This window comes from Microlunatus panaciterrae (genome assembly GCF_016907535.1).
Taxonomy (GTDB): Bacteria; Actinomycetota; Actinomycetes; order Propionibacteriales; family Propionibacteriaceae; genus Microlunatus; species Microlunatus panaciterrae.
Window position 1 is genome coordinate 1845392 of sequence record NZ_JAFBCF010000001.1, and the last position, 23188, is coordinate 1868579.

Here is a 23188-nt window from a genome sequence, read left to right on the forward strand (position 1 = left end):
TCACGTCCCCTCGAGCACGTCGAGTGCGAACCCTCGCCGACCCTGGTCGACCAGCTCGCAGCGGAGTCGGCCGCCGACCAGCTCGGCCACCTGGGCCGGGGTCCTGGCCAGATCCGGCGCCTCCAGCAGCCAGCGGGCCACCAGCCCGCGGGTGTGCTTGGCCTGATGCGAGACGACCGTCCGGCGTCCGTCCCGCTCGGTGAACACGCGCACCGCAACCGTGCGCCGGGCCAGCTCCCCGGCCGGTTGCCAGGCGGCGGCATAGCTCGATGAGCGGCAGTCCACCAGCACCCCGGTGCCGGCCGCTCGGCTCAGCGGCTGCTGCAGCACCTGCCGCCAGAGCGCGGCCAGCGGACCCATCCCCGGCAGCGTGCTGCCGATGGCCAGCCGGTACGGCGCGATCCGGTCCCGTGGCCCGACCAGCCCCCAGAGGGCGCTCTGCACCAAGAGGGAACGACCCGCCCGCCGCCGAGCCGCCGATGACAACGTGGCGTAGTCCAGCGCGTCGTAGAGCACCCCGGTGTAGACCTCGAGCACCGGCGCCGCCGGTAGCCGCTCCAGCAGGGTGTTGCGGCGGACCTCGTCGGCGAGGCTGGGGCCGAAGCCCAGCAGCAGCGCCGCATCGGGCTCGGCACTCAGCCGCACCAGGCTGTCGATCAGCTTGTCCCGGGTGGAGGCCAGCTCGGGGAAGGACAGGGCGCCGACCTCGGTCGGTCGGCCGCGCCTTCTCGGCGCAGCCTTGCCCTCCGACGGTGGCAGCAGGACGAGCATCAGCGGCGCTTCGGGTCGGGCCAGGGGTTCGGGCGACAGCCTCCCAACCCCTTGGTCTGTTGCATCATCACCGGTGCCGGTCTGCCCTTGCGCTTGCAGTTCACGTGCTCGTAGCCGATCGCGTGCCCGAACTCGTGGTTGACCAGATAGCGCCGGTAGTTCGCCACGTCCTTGCCGTACGACGGCGCCCCCCGCACCCAGCGAGCCGCGTTCAGCACCACCTTGCTGCCGTTCCGGCAGGAGACCTTGCCCTCGGTACGCAGCGGCGCGCAGAGCCGGTCAGTGGTTCTGGGGCTGGCGATGTAGGCATGCAGGTCGGCCTTGCGCCCGGGCGCGACGAGCTGGAACCGGGCCTCGCCGCCGCCGCTCCAGCTGCGGGGGTCATTGAGCACCTGGTGGATCAGGATCGCCGCCGCCGCGGGGTCGACCGGCATGCCCTTCTCCACCCGGACATCGAAGCGGATCAGCCGACCCTTCCTGGTCTTGGCTCGGGCCGACACCTTCGCCCGCAGGAAGGTTCCGGCGCCCCGCTCCGGCACCCGGACCTTCGTCGGGTCCGGCTGAGCCGGCCTGGTCGCGGCCGCGCCAGGGGTGCGCTTCGGGGACGCAGGGGTGGCCGGAGTGGTGGTCGGCGCCGACGGTGACGCTGCCGGAGTAGCGTCCTGCGGCGTCGCCGTACCGCCGATCGGCAGCACCTGCTGCAGTCCCTGGGACTCGGTCAGCACTGCCGGCGCTCCGCGGATCGCCGCGGCACCCAGCAGGACGACGGATGCGACCGCCACCGGCAGCCACAGGATTCGGCGCCGGGACTGCCGCCCGCGAGCCACCCGATTCACCGGTGCCGGTGAGGCGGCGGGGCCATCCGCCCGAGGAGACGCAGTGCCGCTGGCGCGGGTACCGTTCCCTTGTCCGTTCGACCCATGGCTCACGAGGAACAACACTAGGCGGAGATGGTGGCGCACACACATTCGCACGAAGTACCGACGACGCCGGAAGGTATCGATCGGCACCGCAAGGCGCTGCGCATGATGGTGGTCGTCCTGATCCCGCTGGCCATCTGGACCCTGGCTGGCCTGATCGTGCTGTGGCCGGGCAACATCGACAGCCATATCCAGAAGGACCTGTCCCAGTACACGGTGAGCGGCGTGACCTACCCCACCGGGACGATCACCGCCATCGAGGAGATCTCCTGTGAGGGTGTGGTTGGCTCCACCCAGGGGGCCACCAAGCAGGTGTGCGCCAACATCAGCGTCAAACTCAAGGATGGGCCGGAGACCGGGCAGACGATCCAGACCCAGCTGAGCAACGCGATCTACGCCTCGGGGGCCGAGGTCGGCCAGACGGTCAAGCTGATCCGGCTGCCGATCGAGGGGGCGCCGGCGGCCTACCAGTTCTCCGACTTCGAGCGCCGGGCGCCGCTGGTCGTGCTCAGCCTGCTGTTCGCGGCGGCCGTCATCATCGTGGCCAGGTGGCGCGGCCTCGCCTCCCTGCTGGGACTGGCGTTCGCCGGCTTCATCCTGGTCAAGTTCATGTTCCCGGCACTGATCGCGGGCTCCAGTCCGGTGCTGGTGGGGCTGATCGGGTCCTCGGCGATCATGTTTGTGGTGCTCTATGCCGCCCACGGGTTCAGTGCGCGGACGACGACGGCACTGATCGGCACTCTGTTCGGTCTGATCCTCAGCGCAACCTTGGGCTGGGCCGCCACCCGGTGGGCGCACCTGACGGGGGTCACCTCGGACGACGACTACGTTCTGGCCGCTACCGCACCGGACCTGAATCTGACGTCGGTGGTGATCTGCGGGATCATCGTTGCCGGCCTTGGTGTGCTCAACGACGTGACCATCACCCAGGCGTCGGCGGTCTGGGAACTCGCCGATTCCGATCCCGACCAGTCCAAGCTGTTCTCACGGGCGATGCGGATCGGCCGCGACCACATCGCCTCCACCGTCTACACCATCGCCTTCGCCACCGCGGGCGCGGTGCTGCCGGTGCTGCTGCTGATCGCCATCTACGACCGGCCGATGCTCGAGGTGCTTCAGACGGAGATGTTCTCCAGCGAGATCATCCGTACCGTCGTCGGATCGATCGGCCTGGTGCTGGCGGTGCCGCTGACGACCGCCATCGGCGTCGCGGTGGTGCGCGCAAGTGGCCGCGGACTGCCCCGCGGTGGCGCGCCGACCGAGGTGTCACCACCACGGTCGTTCGAACCGGAGGGGTCGGTCCTGGCCGGGTTGGCCGCCCGGCTGCGCGGGTCCCGCAGGAACCTGGACGCGGATCGACCACAGAAGCGACGCCGTCGGCGCGATGACGACGACTTCGCCGGTTTCGACTACCTGAAGGATGACGAGACCCCCAAGGGTGGCGACACGTCGGGATCGACTCGCGGCCGTACCGATCGACCGCGCAGCTAGATCGGAGCTGGGCGCAGGAAAACGCTTGCATCCCTCTGTTCCTGCGGGTTTCGCATGCAACAATGAGCACCCGACCCGGGCTCACAGACAGGAGGTGTCGGATGCCACGACTCGGCGGACCGACCCCGGTCACCTTGCATGATGTGGCGCGGGAAGCGGGCGTTTCGCTGGCGACCGCCTCACGCGCGATCAACGGCAGTGACCGCAAGGTCAAGGAGGAGTACCGCAGCCGGGTTCTGGCCGCCGCCGCCAAGCTGCACTACAAGCCGAACCGGGCGGCGCAGGCCGTCGCCCGCGGATCCACCCTGACCGTCGGACTGCTGGTGGGCGACATCTCCGACCCGTACTTCTCAACCATTGCCGCAGGCGTGGTCAACGGCGCCGAGCAGGCCGGCCTGATCGTGACCATGGCCGCCACCGAACGTGACACCACCCGCGAGCTCGACCTGGTCCGGGCCATGACCGGTCAGCGACCGAAGGTGCTGATCATCGCCGGCAGCCGCTTCACCGACGATCCGCACCGGGAAGAGCTGGTGGCCGAGCTGACCGACTTCGAGGCGACCGGCGGGCGGGTGGTGATGATCAGCCAGGCCGAGATGCCGTTCGACACCGTGCTGCTGGACAACCGCGACGGCGCCCGGCGGCTGGCCGAGGAACTGGTCGCCCTGGGTTACCGGCGGTTCGCCATCCTGACCTCGCAGCCGACGCTGCTCACCTCCAGAGACCGGCTCGACGGATTCCTGGCGGGTCTGGCGGCCCACGGCCTCACGGTAGCGCCGGAACGGATCGTGGAGACCGAGTTCACCCGGGACGGCGGCTACACCGCGGCCAGTCGGTTGGCCGCCGAGGGCTTGGATGACGTCGAGCTGATCTTCGCCGTCAACGACGTGATGGCCGTCGGCGCACTGTCCGCCCTGCGTGAGTCCGGCCTGGTTCCCGGCACCGGGATCGCCGTGGCCGGCTACGACGACATCCCCACCGTCCGCGACGTCACTCCGGCGCTGAGCACCGTGCACATCCCGCTCTACGACGTCGGGCTACGCGCGATCGAGCTGGCCACCAGCCCGCGGGACTCGGCGGAGCCGGTGCACAGCACTGTGCAGTCCACCGTCGTACTGCGCGGCAGCACCCCGGTCAGAACGCTGGCCCCGCAGCCCGGCTAGCAGCTCCGTTTCCCTGCAAGGATTCCTGCTCCGTCGTCTTGAGTTCAAGTTCACTTGAAGTTGAATACTTGCTCCCAGGTCGTCACGACAGGAGGAAGTCAGATGCCCATTGCACTCATCACCGGTGGATCTGCCGGCCTGGGCCGGGCCCTGGCCGAGGCGCTCGGTCGTCAGGGCTGGACCCTGGTCCTGGACGGCCGTCGTCCGGACCGGCTCGAGGCCGTGGTCGCCCAGCTGACCCCCATCACCACCGTCGCAGAGGTCACCGGCGACGTCAGCGACCCGCTGCACCGACGCCGGCTGGTAGAGGCGGTCAACGCCCTCGGCCCTCTCGATCTGCTGGTCAACAACGCCAGCGAGCTGGGCGGCAGCCCTCAACCGTCGCTGGCCGAGCTGGACGAGGCCACGCTCACCCGACTGCTCGCGGTCAACGTCGCAGCCCCGTTGGCCTTGATCCGCGCGCTGCTTCCCTCGCTGTCACCGACCGGTGCCGTCGTCAACATCTCCTCCGACGCTGCTGTCGAGCACTACCCAGGCTGGGGAGGTTACGGTGCCAGCAAGGCCGCCCTCGACCACCTGACTCTGACGCTGGCCGTCGAATCGCCGGAGCATCGCTTCTACGCCGTCGACCCGGGCGACATGAGGACCCAGATGCACCAGGACGCCTTCCCCGGTGAGGACATCAGCGACCGCCCGGACCCGGAGACTGTGGTACCGACCCTGCTCGGCCTGCTGGCTTCGGGGCGCGCCAGCGGCCGGTTCCGGCTGACCGAACTGGCCGAGCAGCTCGGCGCCAGCACGGCGGTGCCCGCGCTGACGGAGGCGGCGTCATGACTCTGCTCAGCACCACCCCGACCACCGTCTTCACCGCGCCAGACGACCGCACCGCCCCCGAGCCAGCGGAGCTCCGTGGGCTGGCCCGCGACGGCGTGCGCCTGCTGGTCGCCGGCCCCAGCCTCGTCGACACGACCTTCACCCATCTGGGCGACCACCTCCGGCCCGGGGACGTGCTGGTGGTGAACACCTCCGCCACTGTGCCAGGACAGGTGGACGCCGACAGTTCCGTGCGGGGGCGGGTGGTCGTGCACATCGCCAACCGGCTGAACGACGGCACCCGCGTGGTCGAGCTGCGGACCCGGCCCAATGCCGCCTCGCCCATCCTCGACGCCGTGGCCGGGGAGCGGCTGCGGCTGCCCGAGGGCGCCGAGGTCGAGCTGCTCGACCCGTACCCGGTCGCCTCGTCCTCCCCCACTGGCGCCGGCAATCGGCTCTGGCGCGCCCGGGTGCAGGTGCCGGGCCGACTGGACGACTACCTCCAGCGGCGGGCCCGGCCGATCAGCTACGGCTACCTGAGCCGGACGTTTTCGTTGGCGTACTACCAGACGGTGTTCGCGCTGCATCCGGGCTCGGCCGAGATGCCCAGTGCCGGGCGCCCGTTCACCCCCGACCTGGTCACCAGGCTGGTCGCCCGCGGGATCCTGTTCGCACCGATCACCCTGCACACCGGTGTCTCGTCGCAGGAGTCGCACGAGGCCCCGCAGTCGGAGTGGTTCGAGGTGAGCGCGTCGACGGCACGGCTCGTCAACGGCGCCCGCGCCAACGGTGGGCGGGTGGTCGCGGTCGGGACCACCGCCACCCGGGCGTTGGAGTCGGCGACCGACGACTCCGGTACGTTGCACGCATCGTGCGGCTGGACCGACCTGGTCATCTCCACCGAACGGCCCGTCCGGCTGGTCGACGGGCTGGTCACCGGCTGGCACAACCCGGACGCCTCGCACCTGCTGCTGGTCGAGTCCGTGGTCGGCGCCGAGCTGACCCAGGCCGCCTACGATGCCGCCGTACGGCAGGGGTACCTCTGGCACGAGTTCGGCGACTCGTGTCTGCTGCTGCCCTGAGGTCGCCGGCCATGGGCTGGTCGGCGCGGGAGATTATGCTTCGCTCTGTGACCGGTCCGCGCGAGTTCGAGGCCCCGCCGCGCACCGTGGTGGAGCGTCGGACCCGCCGACTGACCCTCCGCCGACCTGCAGTCAGCGACCTCGATCTCATCCATGAGCTGCACAGTGACGAACGGACCCACCAGTACGCGCCTGGGCTGCGGCACACTTCCGGTGAGCAGAGCAGGGAGATGCTGGCGTCCTGGCTGGCCCACTGGGAGGAGTTCGGCTTCGGCTACTGGATCGCGGTGGAGCGTGGCTCGTCTCGGTCGGTCGGTTGTGTCGGAGTCAAGTTCGCGGAGGTGGCCGGTACGAAGGGCCTGGACGACCGTCCGGTGCTGAACCTGTACTACCGGTTGCTGCACCACTTTCAAGGTGCTGGCCTCGGCCGGGAAGGTGCCCGCGAGACGGTGGCCTTCGCCGCCGAGTGGCTCCCGGGGTGGGCCTGCACGGCGCTCATCCCGCCGGCGAACCAACCGTCCATCCGTACCGCCGAGGCCGCCGGCCTGATCGGGAACGGGACCGCTCGTCGGCTCGACGACCTTGAGCAGGGGGACGCCTCGTTGCTGTTCGAGGCACCCCGGTTCGCTCAGGTGACAGATCCGGGCGAGCGACGCGCAGCCCTGGTCGCCCTCTGGCAGCGGGTCAACGCCGCCGGCGGCGCCGTCGGTTTCATGGGCCCCAGCACCGAGGCGGAGGTGCGGGACCGGTTGGACCCGCATCTGGCGGCCGTCGCGCGCGGCGAGGCGCTGCTGGGCACGATCAGCCGACCCGACGACGGCACGCTGCTGGGATTCGGGTTCTGGCGGCTCAGCGACCAGCCGCAGAAGGCCCACGTCGCCTGGCTCGAGCGGCTGATGGTCGAGCCGCAGGCCAACGGCCACAACCTGGGCCGGATCCTGCTGGCCGGGCTGCATGCCCTGGGTCGTCACAACGGGATCGAGATCGCCCGGCTCAACTACCGTGGCGGCACCAGCCTCGGTGAGTTCTACGCCCGCTGCGGCTACACCGAGGTGGGCCGGGTCCCGGGCGCACTGCGGTTCGGCACCGACCACCGCGACGACGTCGAGGTCGCCACCCGCCTCGACGGCCGCCCGCTGAGCCGTGTCGGTTTCCCTGGTTGACTTGGGAAACTCGTACGCAGCCAGGGAAATCTGCCTGGTCGAGTGACAGTTTCCCTAGTCGACTTGGGAAACGGACAGAGGGGCGGACGGATGGGCGCAGGCGCCGGCGAGGCGGGCTAACCTGAGGGGATGATCCGGAGACGGGTGATCGTCCGCGGCCGCGTTCAGGGGGTGTTCTTCCGCGACTCCTGTCGCCGGGAGGCGCGCAAGGCCGGAGTGGCGGGCTGGGTTCGCAACCGGCCGGACGGCACAGTGGAGGCGGTCTTCGAGGGTGAGGCCGCCTCGGTCGAGTCGATGTGCCGCTGGTGCGAGTCCGGCCCGCCGTACGCCCACGTCAGCCGGGTGGACATCGTCGAGGAGAGCCCCACCAGCCAGGTGGACTTCACCATCCTCAGGTCCTGAGCGGGCCCTTCAGCCGCCGGGCTTCAGCAGCGGGAACAGGATCGTCTCCCTGATCCCGACGCCGGTCAGCAGCATCACCAGCCGGTCGATGCCGAGACCGAGGCCGCCCATCGGGGGCGCACCGAACTCCAGCGCCGCCAGGAAGTCCTCGTCGAGCTGCATCGCCTCCACGTCGCCGGCCGCGGCCTTGAGCGACTGGGCCACCAGCCGCTCCCGCTGGATCACCGGGTCGACCAGCTCGGAGAACCCGGTGCCCCGCTCCATCCCGCCGATGATCAGGTCCCAGGCCTCGATCAGGTTCGGGTCGCTGCGGTGTGGCCGGGCCAGCGGCTGCGCCGCCGGCGGGTAGTCACAGACGAAGGTCGGCTGGATCAGCTGCGGTTCGACCAGCTCCCCGAACAGCTCCACCACCAGCTTCTGGGCATCCCAGCCCGGGTCCACCTGGAGCTGGTGCCGGGCCGCCACCGCTCGCAGGGTCTCGACACTGGTCTCGGGGGTGACCTCCTCGCCGAGCTCGGCCGACAGTCCCGGATACACCGACAGCCAGGTCCACTCGCCGTCCAGGTTGACCTCACCCTTGGGTGTGTCCAGCTGCCGCGAACCGACCGCGTCGGCGGCGTCGACGATGATCTGCTGGATCAACGCGGCGATGCTCCGCTGGTCTCCCCACGCCTCGTAGACCTCGAGCATGGTGAACTCGGCGCTGTGGGTCGAGTCGATCCCCTCGTTGCGGAAGATCCGTCCCATCTCGTACACCCGCTCGACGCCACCGACCGCTGCGCGCTTGAGGAAGAGCTCGAGCGCGATCCGCAGCGTCATGTGGGTGTCGAACGCGTTCAGGTGGGTGTTGAACGGTCGGGCCGTCGCACCGCCGTGGATCAGCTGCAGGATCGGCGTCTCGATCTCCACGAACCCGCCGCGGTGCAGCGTCTCGCGGATGCTGCGGGTGATCTTCGCCCGGGTACGCACCATGTCCCGGGCGGCCTCCCGTACGGCGAGGTCGGCGTAACGCTGGCGCACTCGCATCTCGGGCGACAGCTCCTTGTGCATGGTCGGCATCGGCCGCAGCGCCTTGGAGGCCATCTCCCAGCGGCTGGCCATCACCGACAGCTCGCCCCGCCTGGACCAGATCACCCGGCCCTCGACGAAGACGAAGTCACCGAGGTCGACCTCCGCCTTCCAGGACGTCAGCGCCTCCTCGCCCACCTCGGCCAGCGACAGCATCACCTGCAGCCGGACGCCGGAGTGCTCCTGGGTCAGTCCCTGCTGCAAGGTGGCGAAACACAGCTTGCCGGTATTGCGGATGAAGACCACCCGGCCGGCGACACCGACCACGTCCTGGGTCTCCTCACCGGTCTGCAGATGTCCCCACTTGGCCCGGACCTCGTCCAGGTCATGGGTCCTGGGCACACTGACGGGGTACGGCTGCCGCCCGTCGGCCAGCAACCGGTCCCGCTTCTCCCGGCGGACCCGCATCTGCTCGGGGGCGTCGGGGTCCAGCTCGTCGTGTGCACTCACCCGCCAAGCCTATCGAGCCCGCGCACCGCACCGCCCCCAGCCGGGCAGCCGTCAGCGGGGAGCCGTCAACTCAGCGCCGCCAGCACGAACTCGGTCACCCGGTCGGCCGCCTCATCCGGGTCGTGCTGGCCCTGCCCGACCGGCACCCGCTCGGAGCCGACCAGGGCGGAGATCATCGGAGTGACCCCCACCGGGTCCAGGCCGGCGCGGAACTCACCGGAGTCGATGCCTTCCGAGACGATCTCGGCGATCAGGGTGTGCAGCGGCTTGAACCGGACCTGCATCGCCAGATGGGTCGCCGGTCCGAACTCGTGGCCCTCCAGCAGGCCCTTGCCCGGCCCGGACCCGGGCTCCACGACGAACTGGTGCATCTGGCGTCGGATCAGCGCCTCCATCCTGGTCCGGGCGTCGCTCAGGTCGGCCAGCTCCGAGCGCATCCGGTGCACGAACTGCTCCACCGACCGCTCGATGAAGGCCATCATCAGGGCCTCCTTGTCCGGCACGTAGTTGTAGATCGTGTTGCGTGCCATCCCGGCCCGCGCGGCGACGTCGGCCAGAGTGAGGTCGGGATAGCCGACCTCGGCCATCGCGTCGGCGAACGCATCGAGCAGCCGGGTCCACATCAGCTCTCGATGTGCCGCCAGGGTGTCGGCTCGGATCCGTGGCATAGGGCCAGTGAAGCACACGGGTGGACGGTTCGCGACCAGGCGTCCCGATGATTGCGACGCTTCGTCTTGAACGTTGCGACGTTGTGTCGTAAAGTTTCGGACGTGTATCTAGCCCTCCGCGAGATGCGCCGTGCCAGGGTCCGCTTCGGACTTCTGATCGTGGCCGTCAGCCTGCTCGTCGTCCTCATCCTGGCTCAGCAGGCCATCCAGAACAGCCTGATCACCTCGTTCATCGGAGCCATCCAACGGCAGTCCGCGCCCATCCTCGTCTTCAGCACCGATGCGCAGCGCTCCCCGCTGGGCAGCGTCATCTCCACCGAGCTGCAGCACAGCGTTGAGGCGGTGGAGGGCGTCGCCGACAGCGCCGCGATCGGCATCCGCTCTCTGAGCGTGGCGGTGGATGGCCAGCAGGAAACCACCGCGACCTTGTTCGGCTACCAGAGCGCGACGCTGGGCGGTCCGGACCGGCTCTCCGCCGGGCGGCTGCCGCGGCGACCCACCGAGGCTGTCGGCAGCGACCGAGACTTCGCGCTGGGTCAGCAGGTGGAGGTCGTTCCGGTCGGGGGGGCGGCGCCGGTGCGGCTGACGGTCGTCGGGCTCGCCGCCGACGCCCAGCTGCTGGTCACTCCGACCCTCTTCCTCCCCTACGCCGGGTACGAACAGGCCCTGCGTGCGGTCAACCCGGCCCTGACGGCTGTCGCCCCCACCCTGCTCGCCGTCCGGCCGGCGGCGTCGGTGAGTGACCCGGAGCTGGTGACGAAGATCAACGGCACCTCCGCCGACGTGGAGGCGCTGACCCGCGCCGGCGCCGCTGACGGTGCCCCCGGGGTGGCCCAGGTCCGACAGTCGTTCAAGATCATCTTCGCCCTGTACGCGATGGTGGTGCCATTGGTCACCGGTCTGTTCTTCCTGATCATCACGCTGCAGAAGGCGAGCTCGCTCACCCTGCTCCGGGCGATCGGCTCCCGTTCGTCGGTGCTCGTCCGCTCGCTGCTGGTCCAGGTGCTGATCGTGGTCGGCGGCGGCGTGCTCCTCGGCGCCGCGCTCTACGCTCCGCTCACCCTGGTCAGCCTCGGCACCCTGTCGCTGCGCTTCGACTGGTCGGCCGTGGCCTTCTGGGCCGCGCTGCTGGTCGGGCTGGGGTTGCTGAGCGCTCTGGTCTCGGCCCGACGGGTGCTGGCGATCGACCCCATCGAGGCGACCACCGGGGCAGGACAGCGATGAGACTCGCCTGGCGGGAGCTCCGCCGACAGCCCAGCAGGTTCGCGATCGCCGCGGCCATCCTGTCCCTGATCGCGATCCTGTTGATGTTCCTCGGCGGTTTGCTGGACGGCCTGGTCGGCGACGCCACCGGCCCGTTGCAGGCGCAGCGTGCCGACCTCGTCGTCTACTCGGCGAAGTCTGAGGACACGCTCGGCCGGAGCCGGATCGGCAGCGCCACCCGGAGCCAGGTCGAGCGGTCCGCCGGACCCGCCGCGGTCGGCGGACTCGGCACGGTGTCGCTCGGTGCCCGGCTCGACGGCCGGGGCCCCCGGGACCTGGTGTCGATCAGCCTTTACGGCTACGAGCTGGCGCCCCAGGGCCTGCCGGTGGTCCCGCCGGCCACCGGGGAGGTCATCGCCGACGACTCGCTGAGGGCCGAGGGCATCCGGGCCGGTGACACCATCTGGCTCGGGCCGGACCGCACCCCGGTGACGGTCATCGGCTTCGACGGCACCGACACCAGCTATGGCTCCGGGACCGTCTGGGGATCCCTGCGGACCTGGCGCCAGGTGCTCGCCGCCAACCAGCCGGGGCTGCCGTTCGGCGCCGACGACACCCAGGCGTTGGTCATCCGGCTCGACCCGACCCAGACCGGCGACCTGGCGGCGAGCATCGACGCCGCCACCGGCGGCGACACCCACACCCTCAGCATCGCCGCCGCCGCCGACGCCATTCCGGGGGTGCAGGCGCAGCGCAGCACCTTCAACCAGATCATCGGCGTCACCGTCGCCATCGCCATCGTCGTGGTCGCCCTGTTCTTCGCCCTGTTGACCGTTGAGCGCACCGGCAGGTACGGCGTGCTCAAGGCCATCGGCGCCGGCACCGGCACGTTGTTCGCCGGCGTCGCGCTGCAGGCGGTCCTGGTCACCGTGGTCGCCTCCATCATCGGCGTCGCCACCACGCTGATGTTCGGCGCCCTCATCCCACCCGGGTCCATCCCGTTCAGGATCCGCCCGACCCGGCTGGCCGGCAGCGTCGCGGTGTTGCTGGTGGCCGCCGTCGTCGGCTCCGCCTTCTCCCTGCGCAGAGTGCTGCGCATCGACCCCGCCGCCGCCATTGGAGGAACGCAGTAGAAATGACAGCACACGCACTGGTGATGGAACAGGTCCGCAAGACCTACCAGATGGGCGACAGCGAGGTGGTGGCCCTGGACTCGGCAGATCTCGTCCTGGGCAGTGACGAGATCATCGCCCTGGTGGGGCCGTCGGGCTCGGGAAAGACCACCCTCTGCTCGATCGCCGGGGGCATCCTGTCGCCCACCGACGGCACAATCGTCGTCGGCGGCGAGGACATCAGCCGGCACTCGGGTCGGGCGCTGACGGAGTTCCGGCGCACCTCGGTCGGCTTCGTCTTCCAGGCCGTCAACCTGGTCCCCTTCCTGACCGCGCGGGAGAATCTGCTGGTGGTCGACGAGCTGGGCGGGGGGTCACGGCGGGGGGGGTCACGCCGCGGTGGGCGCCGCCGGGCCCGGCAGCGCGCCGACACGCTGCTGGACGAACTCGGGCTGGCCGACCGTGCCGACAACCTGCCCGGCCAGCTCTCCGGCGGCCAGAAGCAGCGGGTGGCCATCGGCCGGGCGCTGATGAACGAACCGCGCCTGGTGCTGTTCGACGAGCCGACCTCCGCCCTGGACAGCAAGCTGGGCGACCAGGTGGTCCGGCTGATCCGGGATGAGATGAAGTCTCGTGGAACCGCAGCGATCATCGTCACCCACGACGACCGGATCACCCACTACGCGGACCGGACCGTACACATCAGCGACGGCAGCATCATGAACCCGGCGGAGTCGGCGGACCGCCAGCCGCTACCCACCGGACAGGCCCTGCGATGAGCAGCGGGGCGGCGGTGACCGCCACCGGATCGCGGCGCTGGGTCGGCCTGTTCTTCATCAGTCTCGGTGTGGCCCTGATCATCGTCGACTCCACCATCGTCAACGTCGCCATCCCGTCGATCATCTCCGATCTCGGCATCGACTCCACCCAGGCCCAGTGGGTGCAGGAGATCTATACCCTGATCTTCGCCTCCCTGCTGTTGATGTGGGGACGGCTGGCCGACCAGTGGGGGCGGCGTCGGCTCTTCGTCATCGGCGTCCTCGTTTTCATGGTGGCCAGTCTGCTGGCCGCCCGCTCAGCCGACGGCAACCTGCTGATCCTGGCCCGCGCCCTGCAGGGCGTCGGTGGGGCGATGATGCTGCCGACGTCCCTCTCGCTGCTCAATGCCGGTTTCCGCGGACGCGACCGCGGCATCGCGTTCGGCATCTGGGGCGCCACCATCGGCGGCACCGCCGCACTGGGACCGCTGCTGGGTGGGTGGCTGACCACGTCGTTCTCCTGGCGTTGGGCGTTCGGCATCAACCTCCCGCTCGGAGTGGCCGTGGTGATCGGTCTGCTGCTGCTGGTCCCCGAGTCGAAGGACGACGACGCCGACCGCGGGCTGGACTGGATCGGCGCCCTGCTGTCCGCGGTCGGCTTCGGTGGAGTGGTGTTCGGGCTGATCGAGGGCCGCAACCTGGGCTGGTGGCGGGCCAAGGACGACCTCTCCTTCTTCGGAGCCGGCTGGCCGTGGCGGATCTCGCCGGTCGTCGTCGCCTTCGTGCTGGGCGTCGCCGCGCTGGCGGTGTTCGTGGCCTTCGAGCGCGGCCGAAACCGGCGGCACCGGGTGGCGATGCTCGACCTGAGCCTGTTCGGCATCCGCTCGTTCCGCAACGGCAACATCGCCGCCGCCATCGTCAGCCTCGGGGAGTTCGGCATCATCTTCGCCTTGCCGCTGTGGTTCCAGAACGTCGCCGGCTACTCCGCCTTCCAGACCGGCCTGGCGCTGTTGCCGCTGGCCGCCGGCAGCTTCGTCGCCAGCGGGCTCGGTGCGGCGCTCGGCCAGCGACGCGGCGCCATCTTCGTCGTCCGGGTCGGGATCCTGCTCGAGCTTGTCGGGGTCGCCGGGCTGGGCATCTTCATCCGGCCGGACAGTACCTGGCTGACCACGTCGCCACTGCTGTTCGTCTACGGGATCGGCGTCGGCTTCGCCACCGCCCAGCTGACCGGGGTGGTGCTGGCCGATGTGCCACTCGCCCGCAGCGGCCAGGGGTCGGGCACCCAGAGCACCGCACGCCAGGTCGGCTCCGCGTTGGGGATCGCCATCCTCGGTACGGTGCTGTTCGCCAGTCTCGGCAGCCGCCTCGACGACACCCTGACCGGCTTCGCGCAGCTCGGCGCGGAGCAGCGCACCGCTCTGGTGGCGGCGGTCAAGGACAGCGCCGGATCGATCATCCCCTCGCTGAACGCCGACCCGCGCACCGCGCCGATCGGCGCTGCGGCCGAGACCGCCTTCTCCGATGCCACCCGCTACTCCGCGCTGACCGCTGCCGCGTTCCTGCTGATCGGCCTGCTGGCCAGCCGGTCGCTCGGCAGCGGACGCGCGAAGTCGATCAAGGGCGAGGCTTCGCCCGACGGCTATGGTGTTGGTGCCATCAGCCGATCAGAGGAGTAGCCCATGCCCCGCCGAGTCCTGATCGCCGGCGCCACCGGCTTCATCGGATCGCACCTGGCCCGCGCCCTGGCCGAGGAGGGCCACCAGGTGCGCGCGATGACCCGCCACCCGGAGACGTACGACGGCGCCGGGGAGCCGTTCGAAGCCGACGTCACCGACCCTGAACGGCTGCGGCAGGCGATGGAGGGCATCGAGGTCGCCTACTACCTGGTCCACTCGCTCGGTTCGGACGACTTCGAGAAGAAGGACGCGGCGGCGGCGCGTGCCTTCTCCGCAGCCGCCAAGGAGACCGGAGTTGAGCGGATCATCTACCTCGGCGGGCTCGGCCGCGACGACGACGGCGCCCTGTCGGCCCACCTGCGGTCCCGCCGTGAGGTGGAGAGCCTGCTCGGTGCTGACGGTGTGCCCGTCACCGTCCTCCGGGCAGCGGTGGTCATCGGCCACGGCAGCATCGCCTGGGAGATCACCCGGCAGCTGGTCGACCACCTGCCACTGATGGTGGCGCCCAACTGGGTGTCCACCCGCACCCAGCCGATCGCGCTGGCCGACGTGATCCGTTATCTGGTCGGGGTGCTGGAGGCCCCCGAGACCGCCGGCCAGATCTACGAGATCGGCGGCCGGGACGTCCTCCGCTACCAGGACATGCTCCGCCGGGCGGCCCGGATCCAGAACCACCGTCCGCTGCCGCTGGTGGCCCTGCCGCTGTTTACGCCGAGGTTGTCGTCCTACTGGCTCGCCCTGGTCACCGACGTCGACGTACCGACCGGCCGCAACCTCATCGACTCGATGACCACCGAGGTGATCGTCAGCGACGACTCCATCACCAAGATCATCCCCGGCGAGACGATGGGCTACGACGACGCCGTACGGGCGGCGCTGGCCGATCGCGCTGCAGCGGTGTGAGAGCGGAGCGTCGGCGCTGGCCGAGCATCGCTCCGGTCATTCGGCCGGTGCTGGTCGACAAGGTGCCGCGGGACCATCTGCAGTCCGATGCCGCCTTCCGCCGCCGTCGGATCGTTGTGGTGATCGTGCTGGTCGCCGGCGCGGCGCTGCTCGGCGTCTCGCTGTCGGTGCCTCCCGGCGCGACCGCCTTCTATCCGCTCACCTTCGGGCTGGCGGCGCTGTGGGCCGTCGGCGCATTCGCTTCCGGCCGACTGCATCTCGGCCGGATCCCGTTCCGTGGCAGCCTGCGGAGACCGATCATCTCCCCCGTCATTCTGGGCCTGGTGGCGGCCGCCGTGTTCGTCGCCGGTGCGCTGGTGATCCGGGAGATCCCGCTGCTGCGGGACTTCACCGACAGCGTCCTCGACCACGCCCGCTCCGGGTCGCTGCCGCTCGTCCTGGCCGTCACCGTCGTCAACGGGGTGGCGGAGGAGCTGTTCTTCCGGGGCGCACTGTTCGCCGCGATCGGTGTCCGCCACCCGGTTCTGATCTCCACCCTGGTCTACGCCCTGGCGACGCTGGCCACCGGCAACCCCATGCTGGTGTTCGCCGCACTGCTGCTCGGGCTGGTGCTGGGGCTGCAACGCCGCGCCTCCGGCGGAATCCTGGGGCCGATCATCACCCATGTCACCTGGTCCACGACCATGCTGCTACTGCTGCCGCTGCTGATTCGCTCGGGCGGCTGAGCCGGGGTGGCGCCGTCGTTTTGAGCCCGTGCGGATCGGGGTACCGTGTGGCCATGTCCACAGACGCCATCGTCATCCTCAGAGATGATCACAAGGAGATCCGCCGGCTGTTCCGCGAGTTCGAGTCGGCCGGCGACAACGCGCACGCGACCAAGGACGCCCTGGCGACCAAGATCATCGAGGCACTGACGGTGCACACCTACATCGAGAACGAGACGATGTATCCCGAGGTGCGCCGGCTGCTTCCGGATCTGGAGGACGACGTACTGGAGTCCTACGAGGAGCACCACGTGGCGGACGTCCTCTGCATGGAGCTGGCCGCGCTCGACTCCACCGCCGAACGCTTCGACGCCAAGATGACCGTGCTGATGGAGAACGTCACGCACCACATGGAGGAGGAAGAGAGTGACTGGTTCCCCAAGGTCCGCGCCGGGCTGGGACGCAAGCAGCTGGCGGAGATTGGCGAACGGATGCTGGAGCAGAAGAAGACCGCACCGAGAAGCCCGGCCCAGCCGAGCGCACTGAAGAAGGCGATCGACGCCGTTACGGCCTGACGCCGCTGATCGGCCTCTTCGCTCGCCCCGACCGGCCTTCGGTCAGGTCGGCGATCACCTCGTCGGCGACCCGCCGCCCCGAGACGAGAGCACCCTGGATCGAGCTGGTGTCCCGGTAGTCACCGCACAGGTAGATGCCGCGGTGGCTGGCCGGCCGCCGGAACGGATGCGGCGCCCGCATCGACGGCAGCGCTCGAGGAATGTCGTAGGTGGCCAGGTGCTGCCAGGAACGGGTGTCGGTCCGATACAGCTCGGCCAGCCGTCTCCGCACCACCTGCTCGTCCAGCCTGGAGCCCGGCGGTCGGCCGGAGTGGACGACCGAGGTGGCGACCAGGGCACGCCCGTCGGTCGAGTAGGAGGGCGCGGCAGCCGTCATCACCATGGTGTTCACGATCGGAGAGTCGTCTGCGTCGACCAGCAGGGTCGGTTCGTCGAGCGGCGCGGTGTCTACGGCGTGATAGACGGTGCTGACCCCGTTCCAGACGGGTGAGGGGAGTCCGCGGACCAGTCCGGCGGCCGTGTCGGCGTCGGTGGCCACCACCACCGCACGTGCCCCGATCCTGCCGCTGGCGGTGTCCACCCCGCCCGGGTCCACCGCCCGAGCGGGCAGACCTACTCGCACTGGAATCCCCTCAGCCAGCTGATCTGGCAACGCCTGCATGCCGGCGGCCGGCACCGCCGTCCGGCCGAGGACGAACATCCGCATCATCAGGGTGGCGAACCGGCTGGACGTGGACATCTCCGTCTCCAGCAGCAACCCCGCGAAGAAGGGCCGCAGGACAGCGTCGATGACCGCGTCGGAAAGGCCCAGACGATGCCACTCGTCGTTGGCGGCACGGTCGGGCCGGGTCTTGAGCATCCGGGCCGGAAGGACTGCGGCGGCCGTCGCGTAGGCGGCCAGCGCAGCCTTGTCCCGGATCGAACCCAGCGGAGCCCGAGCCAGCCGCCAGAGGGCGGACGGCTCAGATCGCGGATCCGCCAGCCGGATGCGCCGCCCGTCGCGGTGCAGCAGTGCGGCCCGGTTGAAGTAGCGAAGGTCGAGGCGGGACAGGTCGACCGCCCGGGGCAGCTCCGGGTATCCCGTGTTCAGCACCTGGAAGCCGCGGTCCAGCAGGAACCCGTCAGCCACGTCGGTACGGACCCGGCCGCCAACAGCGTCGGCGGACTCGATCACCGTCACCTCGACCCCCGCCGCGGCCAGCCGTCGGGCACACGCCAGGCCGGCTAAGCCCGCTCCGACCACCACGACGTCGGCGGCCGACGGCGTGGTCGGGCCCGGCGTCGTCATCGGGCCAGTCTGTCGCACCCCGCGCGGCAGCGTCCACCTACGAGCCCGACTAGAGTCGAGGCCCCGGCCGCTGCGACTCCAGCGAGATCCTCGCCAGACGTGGGTACAGGGCAGGGGTACCACGAGTCATGGGCACAACGAGCCCCTGAGGCGACGACGAGGGATGACCGGATGAACGCCACTCAGGAACCAGCCTCCGGACCGGCACTGGTCTGGTTCCGGGATGACCTGAGGCTGTCGGACCAACCGGCACTGCTGGCTGCCGTCGACTCCGGACGGCCGGTCTGCTGTGTGTTCGTGCTGGACGAGTCGAGTGAGGGCATCCGCCCGCTCGGCGGTGCCAGCCGATGGTGGCTGCACCAGAGCCTCCGCTCGCTGGCCGACGACCTGGAGCGCGCCGGCTCCGGCCTGGTGCTCCGCCGCGGCCCGGCAGCCGACGTGATCGCCGAGCTGGTCGGCGAGACGGGCGCGACGGCCATCCACTGGAACCGGCGCTACGGGGAGGCCGAGCGCGCCGTGGACGAGCGGATCAAGGAACGCTGCCGGGGCGAGGGGCTCGAGGCGCACAGCCACAACGCGAGTCTGCTGTTCGAGCCCTGGGAGGTCAGCACCAAGTCCGGGTCGCCGTACTCGGTCTTCACCCCGTTCTGGCGGGCCTGCCGGGAGCAGCGGCCGCCATCGGAGCCTCTTCCGGCGGTCCGCCGGATCGACGGCTGGGACCAGCGGGTGCCGAGCGAGGACTTGGACAGCTGGCGGCTGCAGCCGACCACACCGGACTGGGCCGGTGGACTCCGAGAGACCTGGGAGCCCGGTGAGAGAGGTGCCGCCCGTCGTCTCCGTGACATGGTCGATGGGCTGCCCGGCTACGCCGAGGGTCGGGACCGACCGGACCAGTCGGCCACCTCCAGGCTCTCTCCGCACCTGCGCTGGGGCGAGATCGGCCCTCGACAGGTGTGGCACACCATGATGGCGGCGGACGACTCCGAAGCTGCGTCCGGGTTCCTGCGCGAGCTGTGCTGGCGCGAGTTCGCCTACCACGTCCTGTTCCACCACCCGCGCCTCTCCACCGAGAACCTGCAGCGCAAGTTCGACGCCTTCCCCTGGCCGCCACTGGATGAGGATGCGTTGCGGGCCTGGCAGCAGGGCCGGACCGGGTACCCCCTGGTGGACGCTGGGATGCGGGAACTGTGGCACAGCGGCTACATGCACAACCGGGTGCGGATGGTCACAGCCTCGTTCCTCACCAAGAACCTGCTGATCGACTGGCGGATCGGCGAGGCCTGGTTCTGGGACACCCTTGTCGACGCCGATCCGGCGAACAACGCCTTCAACTGGCAGTGGGTGGCCGGCTCCGGCGCGGACGCCTCGCCCTACTTCCGGGTCTTCAACCCCGAGACGCAGCGCAGCAAGTTCGATCCGGATGACCGCTACGTCGCCAGCTGGGTCCCCGATCTCGGCACCGACGACTACCCGGCGCCGCTCGTCGATCTCAAGGAGAGCCGCGAGGCGGCGCTCGCCGCCTATCAGCAGGTCCGCGGCTAGCTCAGATCACAGGTCTCACTGGGATCATAGGGGGAGCGTGCCGCGTACCAGGCTGTTGTGGGAGTGCAGCGGGTTCCCGTCGTCGGGTTCCAACGAGACGTCGACGATCCGGTAACTGCTGCCGAGCCCGGCCGGCAGCGGGTAGGTCTTGGTCGTGTTCTCCGGCAGCACCCCCAACGACACCATCCGCTTGCCGTCGCTGTTGATCAGCCACAGCTCGTGGTAGCCGGCGCCGGCACCCAGACCCTTGACCGTGATCCGCAGGAACGGCTGGTGGTCGATCGTGACCAGCTCTGCGCTGCCGCTGCCGGTCTTGCCGGGCAACGGCTCCAGGACGGTCCGCGCCAGCACCTGCACCTGCTCGGTGGTGCCGTCCCTCAGCGTGACCGTCCCCACCACGCCGAGCAGAACACCGATCACCGCCGCCGCCACGGCACGCAGGATCCAGCGCCGGTCCGGACGTGCACGCCGGGTCCTGTCCAACGCGACCACGTTCGTCTCAGGGCTCGGCTGTGTGCTCATCTGTTGGGCGCTCGTCTGTGGGGCGCTCGTCTGTTCGGGTCGGCTCTGCGCACCGGGCAGCTCGTCCCGCAGCTCGGCCTGGATCCGTTCCCACACCTCCGCGCGGGGGCTCACCAGCTCGTCGGCAGTGCTCAGCGGCAGACCCTCCACCAGGAGGCGCAGCTCACGCACCTCCGCCTGGCACTCGTCGCAGACCTCGAGGTGTCGACGGTCGTCGTCGCTCAGCTCGGCCGTGTCTCCCAGGGCGTAACCGGCCAGCAGCTCGGCATCACAGTGCCTCACCGGTCACCTCCTTGAGCCGCGATCGCATCTGCAGCAGTCCTCGTCGGACATGGCTCTTGACCGTACCCAGCGGCAGATTCAAGCGGTCAGCAACCTGCTGGTACGTATGGTCTTCGTAGAAGACGAGCTGAAAGATTGTCCGGCGGGGGTCGCCCAGCCGGTGCAGCTCGTCGACGAGCACGACCCGGTCGGTCGCCTCGTCGGTCTGCGGGTGCACCGGAGGTTCGACCAGGACGCCCTCCACGGCGTCGACCAGCCTTGCTTCGCGGGCCCGCTGCGCCTGGCGGTCCGCGATGCGGTGCCGGGTCACTCCCACCAGCCAGGCCCGCAGCGGACCGCGCTCGGGGTCGTAGGACCCGCGGCCACGCCAGGCCGACACGAATACCTGCTGGGTGACGTCCTCGGCGTCGCTGACGTTCATCAGCGTACGCAACGCCAGTGTGTGCACCAGGGGGGCGAACCGGCGGTAGCTCTCGGCCAGACACGCGTCCACACCGGCGGCGAAGCCGGCGGCCAGCTCATCATCGGACAACCCGCCTTCTGGCTGGTCGCCTACCCGCATCACAGGCTGAACTGTAGCCGACGATGCCGTGGACGGCTGGGGCATCGCGCCTCACCGGGGCCGGGCGGTGACGATGACGTTGTCCTGGTAGCCACCTCGGTCGGGGTCGTAGGCACCCCCGCAGGTGACGATCCGCAGCAACGGTCGGCCCTCGCGAGTGAACAGCCGGTCGAGGTCCAGGGTTCGTTTGGGCACCCGCAGCACCTCCTCGACTCCGAATCTCAGCGTCTTCCTGCCGGTCGTCACCAGCACGACGTCGCCTGCGTCGATCCGGCCGACGGCCGCCAGCGGGCCGATCCCGTACCGGCGGCTGTCCAGGTGCCCGGCCAGCACAGCCGATCCCTGGTCCGACCCGGGCCGTGGGCCGTAGCGGTACCAGCCGACCCGATCGGGACGCTCCGGCAGGCTCAGCTGGCCGTCCGCACTGACGCCCACCGGCGTCACGTCCACATCCAAGCCGATGCTCGGGATCCGCAGCCGGGAAGGGACGGCAGGCCTGCCGGCGCTCGGGGCCGCAGCCGCGGTCCGCAGCGGGGGCCTCCACGCCGGGGAGGGCCGGGCCGCAGCCGGGGTCGGGGGGCCCGCGACGCCGACCAGCGCGGAGTCCCCGGCGACGCTCCTGCCCTGGCGCAGCAGGGACTGGTGCAGCAGGGACAGGCCCAGCACCAGGGCAAGAACGGAGAGGGGGAGCAGCAGGAGCGCCAGCTGGCGGCCGTCCCTCAGCGCGCGTTCAGTCACCGCCGGGTCGACACCCGCACCCGAGCGAGCCGACGCGTCGCCACGACGACACCCATCAGGCCGACCAGCACGAGCCCCGCCGCGATGGTCGAACGCTGGGTCTCGGCCTGCGCGAACTGGCCGCCGGTGCCGCCGGGCACCCCGTTCGGGTTGCCGTGCAGACCGCTGATCGTCTGCACCGCGAAGGCCAGGTTCTTGTCGGCGGCGCTGCCCCAGGCATACACGACGGTGTTGGTGCCCTCGGCCAGCTTCACCTCGGCTGGGCCGATGGCCACGGTCTCCGTGCCGGCCAGCACCACATCGGCCTTGACGGTGCCGGCAGCGAGGTCAGCCGTGGCCTCCTTCGCGTTGGTCAGACCCTTGAACACCGGTGAACCACCGGCACGGACGTCCACGGCGGGTGCCGCCGCGGTGTGCCGGACCGTGATTCGGGCCTTCCCAGCGGGGAGCGTGGACACGTCATTGACGAATGGCGTCAAGGTCGGCGTTCCCTTGGCGGTCAGGTGCGCAACCACGGTGATGTTGGCTCCGGCCGGCACCGTGACGTCGTCGGCCTCGGTCACCGCCTTGCCATCGGCTCCGTCGCCGGCCGCGACCACCTTCAGGTCATAGCTGCCGGGCGGCAGCTGCTGGGGATCGGTCAACGTACCGGGCTTGAAGTCGGTCAGCAGAGCCTTGCCGTTGGCGTACACGTCGACCGTGGCTCCCGGAACTGCATGCAGCACCGAGACCGTCGCCGTGTCCTCGGCATGGGCCGGCGTGGTCAGAGCGAGACCTGCCGCCCCGACGGCCAGCGCCGCGGACAGGACGCTGACCACACGAGCGAGCTTGTTCATTGCTACCTCCTGTTGGGGTCGTATGCCTGTACTTCCCCACAGTCGGCCGCTTTGGATGCAGCAGGTCGTCAGCTGAGCTGACCAAGATCATCTTCCGGCACGGCATCGGGCCCCTGGACCAGCCCGGGGCGAACACGGCGACAACACAGCTGGAAAGCCAACACAGCTGGAAAAAGGAAGTGGGCGGCTGGCCGGATCCGGCCGCCGCCCAACTACGGAAGCACAGATCCCCCGATCTTCACGTCCCCCCGTTCGTGCGTCTCCAGTATGTCGCGGTCCGACACCCCGCTGCCCGACAACGTGCCGGCCGAGACCAAATCGTCACCTACCGGTCACCTGGGAGGACCGGCGTGACAGGAATCGACCACTCGTCGTCGAAGGCTCCCGGCCGTACGCCGGAGCCGGCGCCTCGCCAGGCAACGAGTGGTCGATTCCTGTCAGAAGACGCGGCCCGAATGCCCGGCCGACGGCCCCGGTCGATGCCATACTGGCCGCC

General features: G+C 70.1%; 23 protein-coding genes. 14 read left to right on the top strand and 9 right to left on the bottom strand.

Features of this window, described 5'->3' with window-relative positions; translation table 11 throughout:
* Both JOE57_RS08395 and JOE57_RS08400 read right to left on the bottom strand, forming a co-directional pair.
* Positions 1-771: a YaaA family protein gene (locus tag JOE57_RS08395; protein WP_204917266.1), complete on the bottom strand. Its 771-nt coding sequence runs from the start codon at positions 769-771 to the stop codon at positions 1-3.
* Entirely contained in the window at positions 771-1553 is a 783-nt protein-coding gene (locus tag JOE57_RS08400; protein WP_338041220.1) for a DUF3152 domain-containing protein, read from the bottom strand. Before JOE57_RS08400 ends, JOE57_RS08395 begins: the two co-directional genes overlap by 1 nt.
* A 168-nt stretch (positions 1554-1721) precedes the next feature.
* On the opposite strand from JOE57_RS08400, the gene JOE57_RS08405 reads away from it, so the two are divergent.
* From JOE57_RS08405 to JOE57_RS08430, 6 genes are all read left to right on the top strand, one after another.
* The gene (locus tag JOE57_RS08405; protein ID WP_204917268.1) at positions 1722-3182 is read left to right on the top strand and encodes a YibE/F family protein; all 1461 of its coding nucleotides are present in this window, start codon (positions 1722-1724) and stop codon (positions 3180-3182) included.
* 101 nt (positions 3183-3283) lie between these two features.
* The gene (locus JOE57_RS08410) at positions 3284-4345 is read left to right on the top strand and encodes a LacI family DNA-binding transcriptional regulator (RefSeq protein WP_204917269.1); all 1062 of its coding nucleotides are present in this window, start codon (positions 3284-3286) and stop codon (positions 4343-4345) included.
* Positions 4346-4447: 102 nt separating this feature from the next.
* Positions 4448-5179 carry an SDR family NAD(P)-dependent oxidoreductase gene (locus JOE57_RS08415; RefSeq protein WP_204917270.1) on the top strand — a complete coding sequence of 244 codons (732 nt, stop codon included), beginning with the start codon at positions 4448-4450 and terminating at the stop codon, positions 5177-5179.
* Positions 5176-6240: an S-adenosylmethionine:tRNA ribosyltransferase-isomerase gene (locus JOE57_RS08420; RefSeq protein WP_204917271.1), complete on the top strand. Its 1065-nt coding sequence runs from the start codon at positions 5176-5178 to the stop codon at positions 6238-6240. Before JOE57_RS08415 ends, JOE57_RS08420 begins: the two co-directional genes overlap by 4 nt.
* Before the next feature lie 47 nt (positions 6241-6287).
* Positions 6288-7403 carry a GNAT family N-acetyltransferase gene (locus JOE57_RS08425; protein ID WP_204917272.1) on the top strand — a complete coding sequence of 372 codons (1116 nt, stop codon included), beginning with the start codon at positions 6288-6290 and terminating at the stop codon, positions 7401-7403.
* A 129-nt stretch (positions 7404-7532) separates the two neighbouring features.
* Positions 7533-7805: an acylphosphatase gene (locus tag JOE57_RS08430; RefSeq protein WP_204917273.1), complete on the top strand. Its 273-nt coding sequence runs from the start codon at positions 7533-7535 to the stop codon at positions 7803-7805.
* 9 nt (positions 7806-7814) lie between these two features.
* Here JOE57_RS08430 and lysS read toward each other — a convergent pair whose 3' ends face one another.
* Together lysS and JOE57_RS08440 are read right to left on the bottom strand one after the other, a co-directional pair.
* Positions 7815-9281, bottom strand: a complete 1467-nt coding sequence (gene lysS / locus JOE57_RS08435) for a lysine--tRNA ligase (protein WP_204920321.1) — start codon at positions 9279-9281, stop codon at positions 7815-7817.
* A gap of 107 nt (positions 9282-9388) precedes the next feature.
* Positions 9389-9991 (bottom strand): TetR/AcrR family transcriptional regulator, encoded by a 603-nt coding sequence (locus JOE57_RS08440; RefSeq protein ID WP_204917274.1) that lies wholly within the window; start codon positions 9989-9991, stop codon positions 9389-9391.
* Positions 9992-10093: 102 nt separating this feature from the next.
* On the opposite strand from JOE57_RS08440, the gene JOE57_RS08445 reads away from it, so the two are divergent.
* Genes JOE57_RS08445 through JOE57_RS08475 form a run of 7 tightly spaced genes read left to right on the top strand, consistent with a single transcriptional unit; the run spans position 10094 to position 16922 of the window.
* Positions 10094-11215 (top strand): ABC transporter permease family protein, encoded by a 1122-nt coding sequence (locus tag JOE57_RS08445; RefSeq protein WP_204917275.1) that lies wholly within the window; start codon positions 10094-10096, stop codon positions 11213-11215.
* Positions 11212-12327 (top strand): ABC transporter permease, encoded by a 1116-nt coding sequence (locus tag JOE57_RS08450; protein WP_204917276.1) that lies wholly within the window; start codon positions 11212-11214, stop codon positions 12325-12327. Before JOE57_RS08445 ends, JOE57_RS08450 begins: the two co-directional genes overlap by 4 nt.
* Before the next feature lie 2 nt (positions 12328-12329).
* Positions 12330-13085, top strand: coding sequence for an ABC transporter ATP-binding protein (locus JOE57_RS08455; RefSeq protein WP_204917277.1), 756 nt, complete (start codon positions 12330-12332; stop codon positions 13083-13085).
* Entirely contained in the window at positions 13082-14740 is a 1659-nt protein-coding gene (locus tag JOE57_RS08460) for a DHA2 family efflux MFS transporter permease subunit (RefSeq protein ID WP_204917278.1), read from the top strand. The genes JOE57_RS08455 and JOE57_RS08460 overlap by 4 nt, the downstream gene beginning before the upstream one ends.
* Positions 14741-14743: 3 nt before the next feature.
* The gene (locus tag JOE57_RS08465; RefSeq protein ID WP_204917279.1) at positions 14744-15643 is read left to right on the top strand and encodes an NAD(P)H-binding protein; all 900 of its coding nucleotides are present in this window, start codon (positions 14744-14746) and stop codon (positions 15641-15643) included.
* Between the two features lie 47 nt (positions 15644-15690).
* Positions 15691-16368 (top strand): CPBP family intramembrane glutamic endopeptidase, encoded by a 678-nt coding sequence (locus JOE57_RS08470; RefSeq protein WP_338041221.1) that lies wholly within the window; start codon positions 15691-15693, stop codon positions 16366-16368.
* 53 nt (positions 16369-16421) lie between these two features.
* Complete coding sequence (locus tag JOE57_RS08475) at positions 16422-16922, top strand: hemerythrin domain-containing protein (protein ID WP_204917280.1); 501 nt, start codon at positions 16422-16424, stop codon at positions 16920-16922.
* Here JOE57_RS08475 and JOE57_RS08480 read toward each other — a convergent pair.
* Entirely contained in the window at positions 16912-18210 is a 1299-nt protein-coding gene (locus tag JOE57_RS08480; RefSeq protein ID WP_204917281.1) for an NAD(P)/FAD-dependent oxidoreductase, read from the bottom strand. The genes JOE57_RS08475 and JOE57_RS08480 overlap by 11 nt on opposite strands.
* 171 nt (positions 18211-18381) lie before the next feature.
* Here JOE57_RS08480 and JOE57_RS08485 point away from each other — a divergent pair, with 171 nt between their 5' ends.
* A complete protein-coding gene (locus tag JOE57_RS08485; RefSeq protein ID WP_204917282.1) occupies positions 18382-19752 on the top strand; it encodes a cryptochrome/photolyase family protein in 1371 nt (456 codons plus the stop codon).
* Positions 19753-19776: 24 nt separating this feature from the next.
* Here the strand turns inward: JOE57_RS08485 and JOE57_RS08490 are convergent, their stop codons facing one another.
* The 4 genes from JOE57_RS08490 to JOE57_RS08505 all read right to left on the bottom strand — a co-directional run bounded on the left by JOE57_RS08490 (position 19777) and on the right by JOE57_RS08505 (position 22692).
* Positions 19777-20556, bottom strand: a complete 780-nt coding sequence (locus JOE57_RS08490) for an anti-sigma factor domain-containing protein (protein ID WP_204917283.1) — start codon at positions 20554-20556, stop codon at positions 19777-19779.
* Entirely contained in the window at positions 20543-21088 is a 546-nt protein-coding gene (locus JOE57_RS08495; RefSeq protein ID WP_239578891.1) for a sigma-70 family RNA polymerase sigma factor, read from the bottom strand. Before JOE57_RS08495 ends, JOE57_RS08490 begins: the two co-directional genes overlap by 14 nt.
* 81 nt (positions 21089-21169) lie before the next feature.
* Positions 21170-21856 (bottom strand): sortase domain-containing protein, encoded by a 687-nt coding sequence (locus JOE57_RS19170; RefSeq protein ID WP_204917284.1) that lies wholly within the window; start codon positions 21854-21856, stop codon positions 21170-21172.
* A complete protein-coding gene (locus JOE57_RS08505; RefSeq protein ID WP_204917285.1) occupies positions 21853-22692 on the bottom strand; it encodes a DUF4397 domain-containing protein in 840 nt (279 codons plus the stop codon). Before JOE57_RS08505 ends, JOE57_RS19170 begins: the two co-directional genes overlap by 4 nt.
* Positions 22693-23188: the final 496 nt, after the last annotated feature.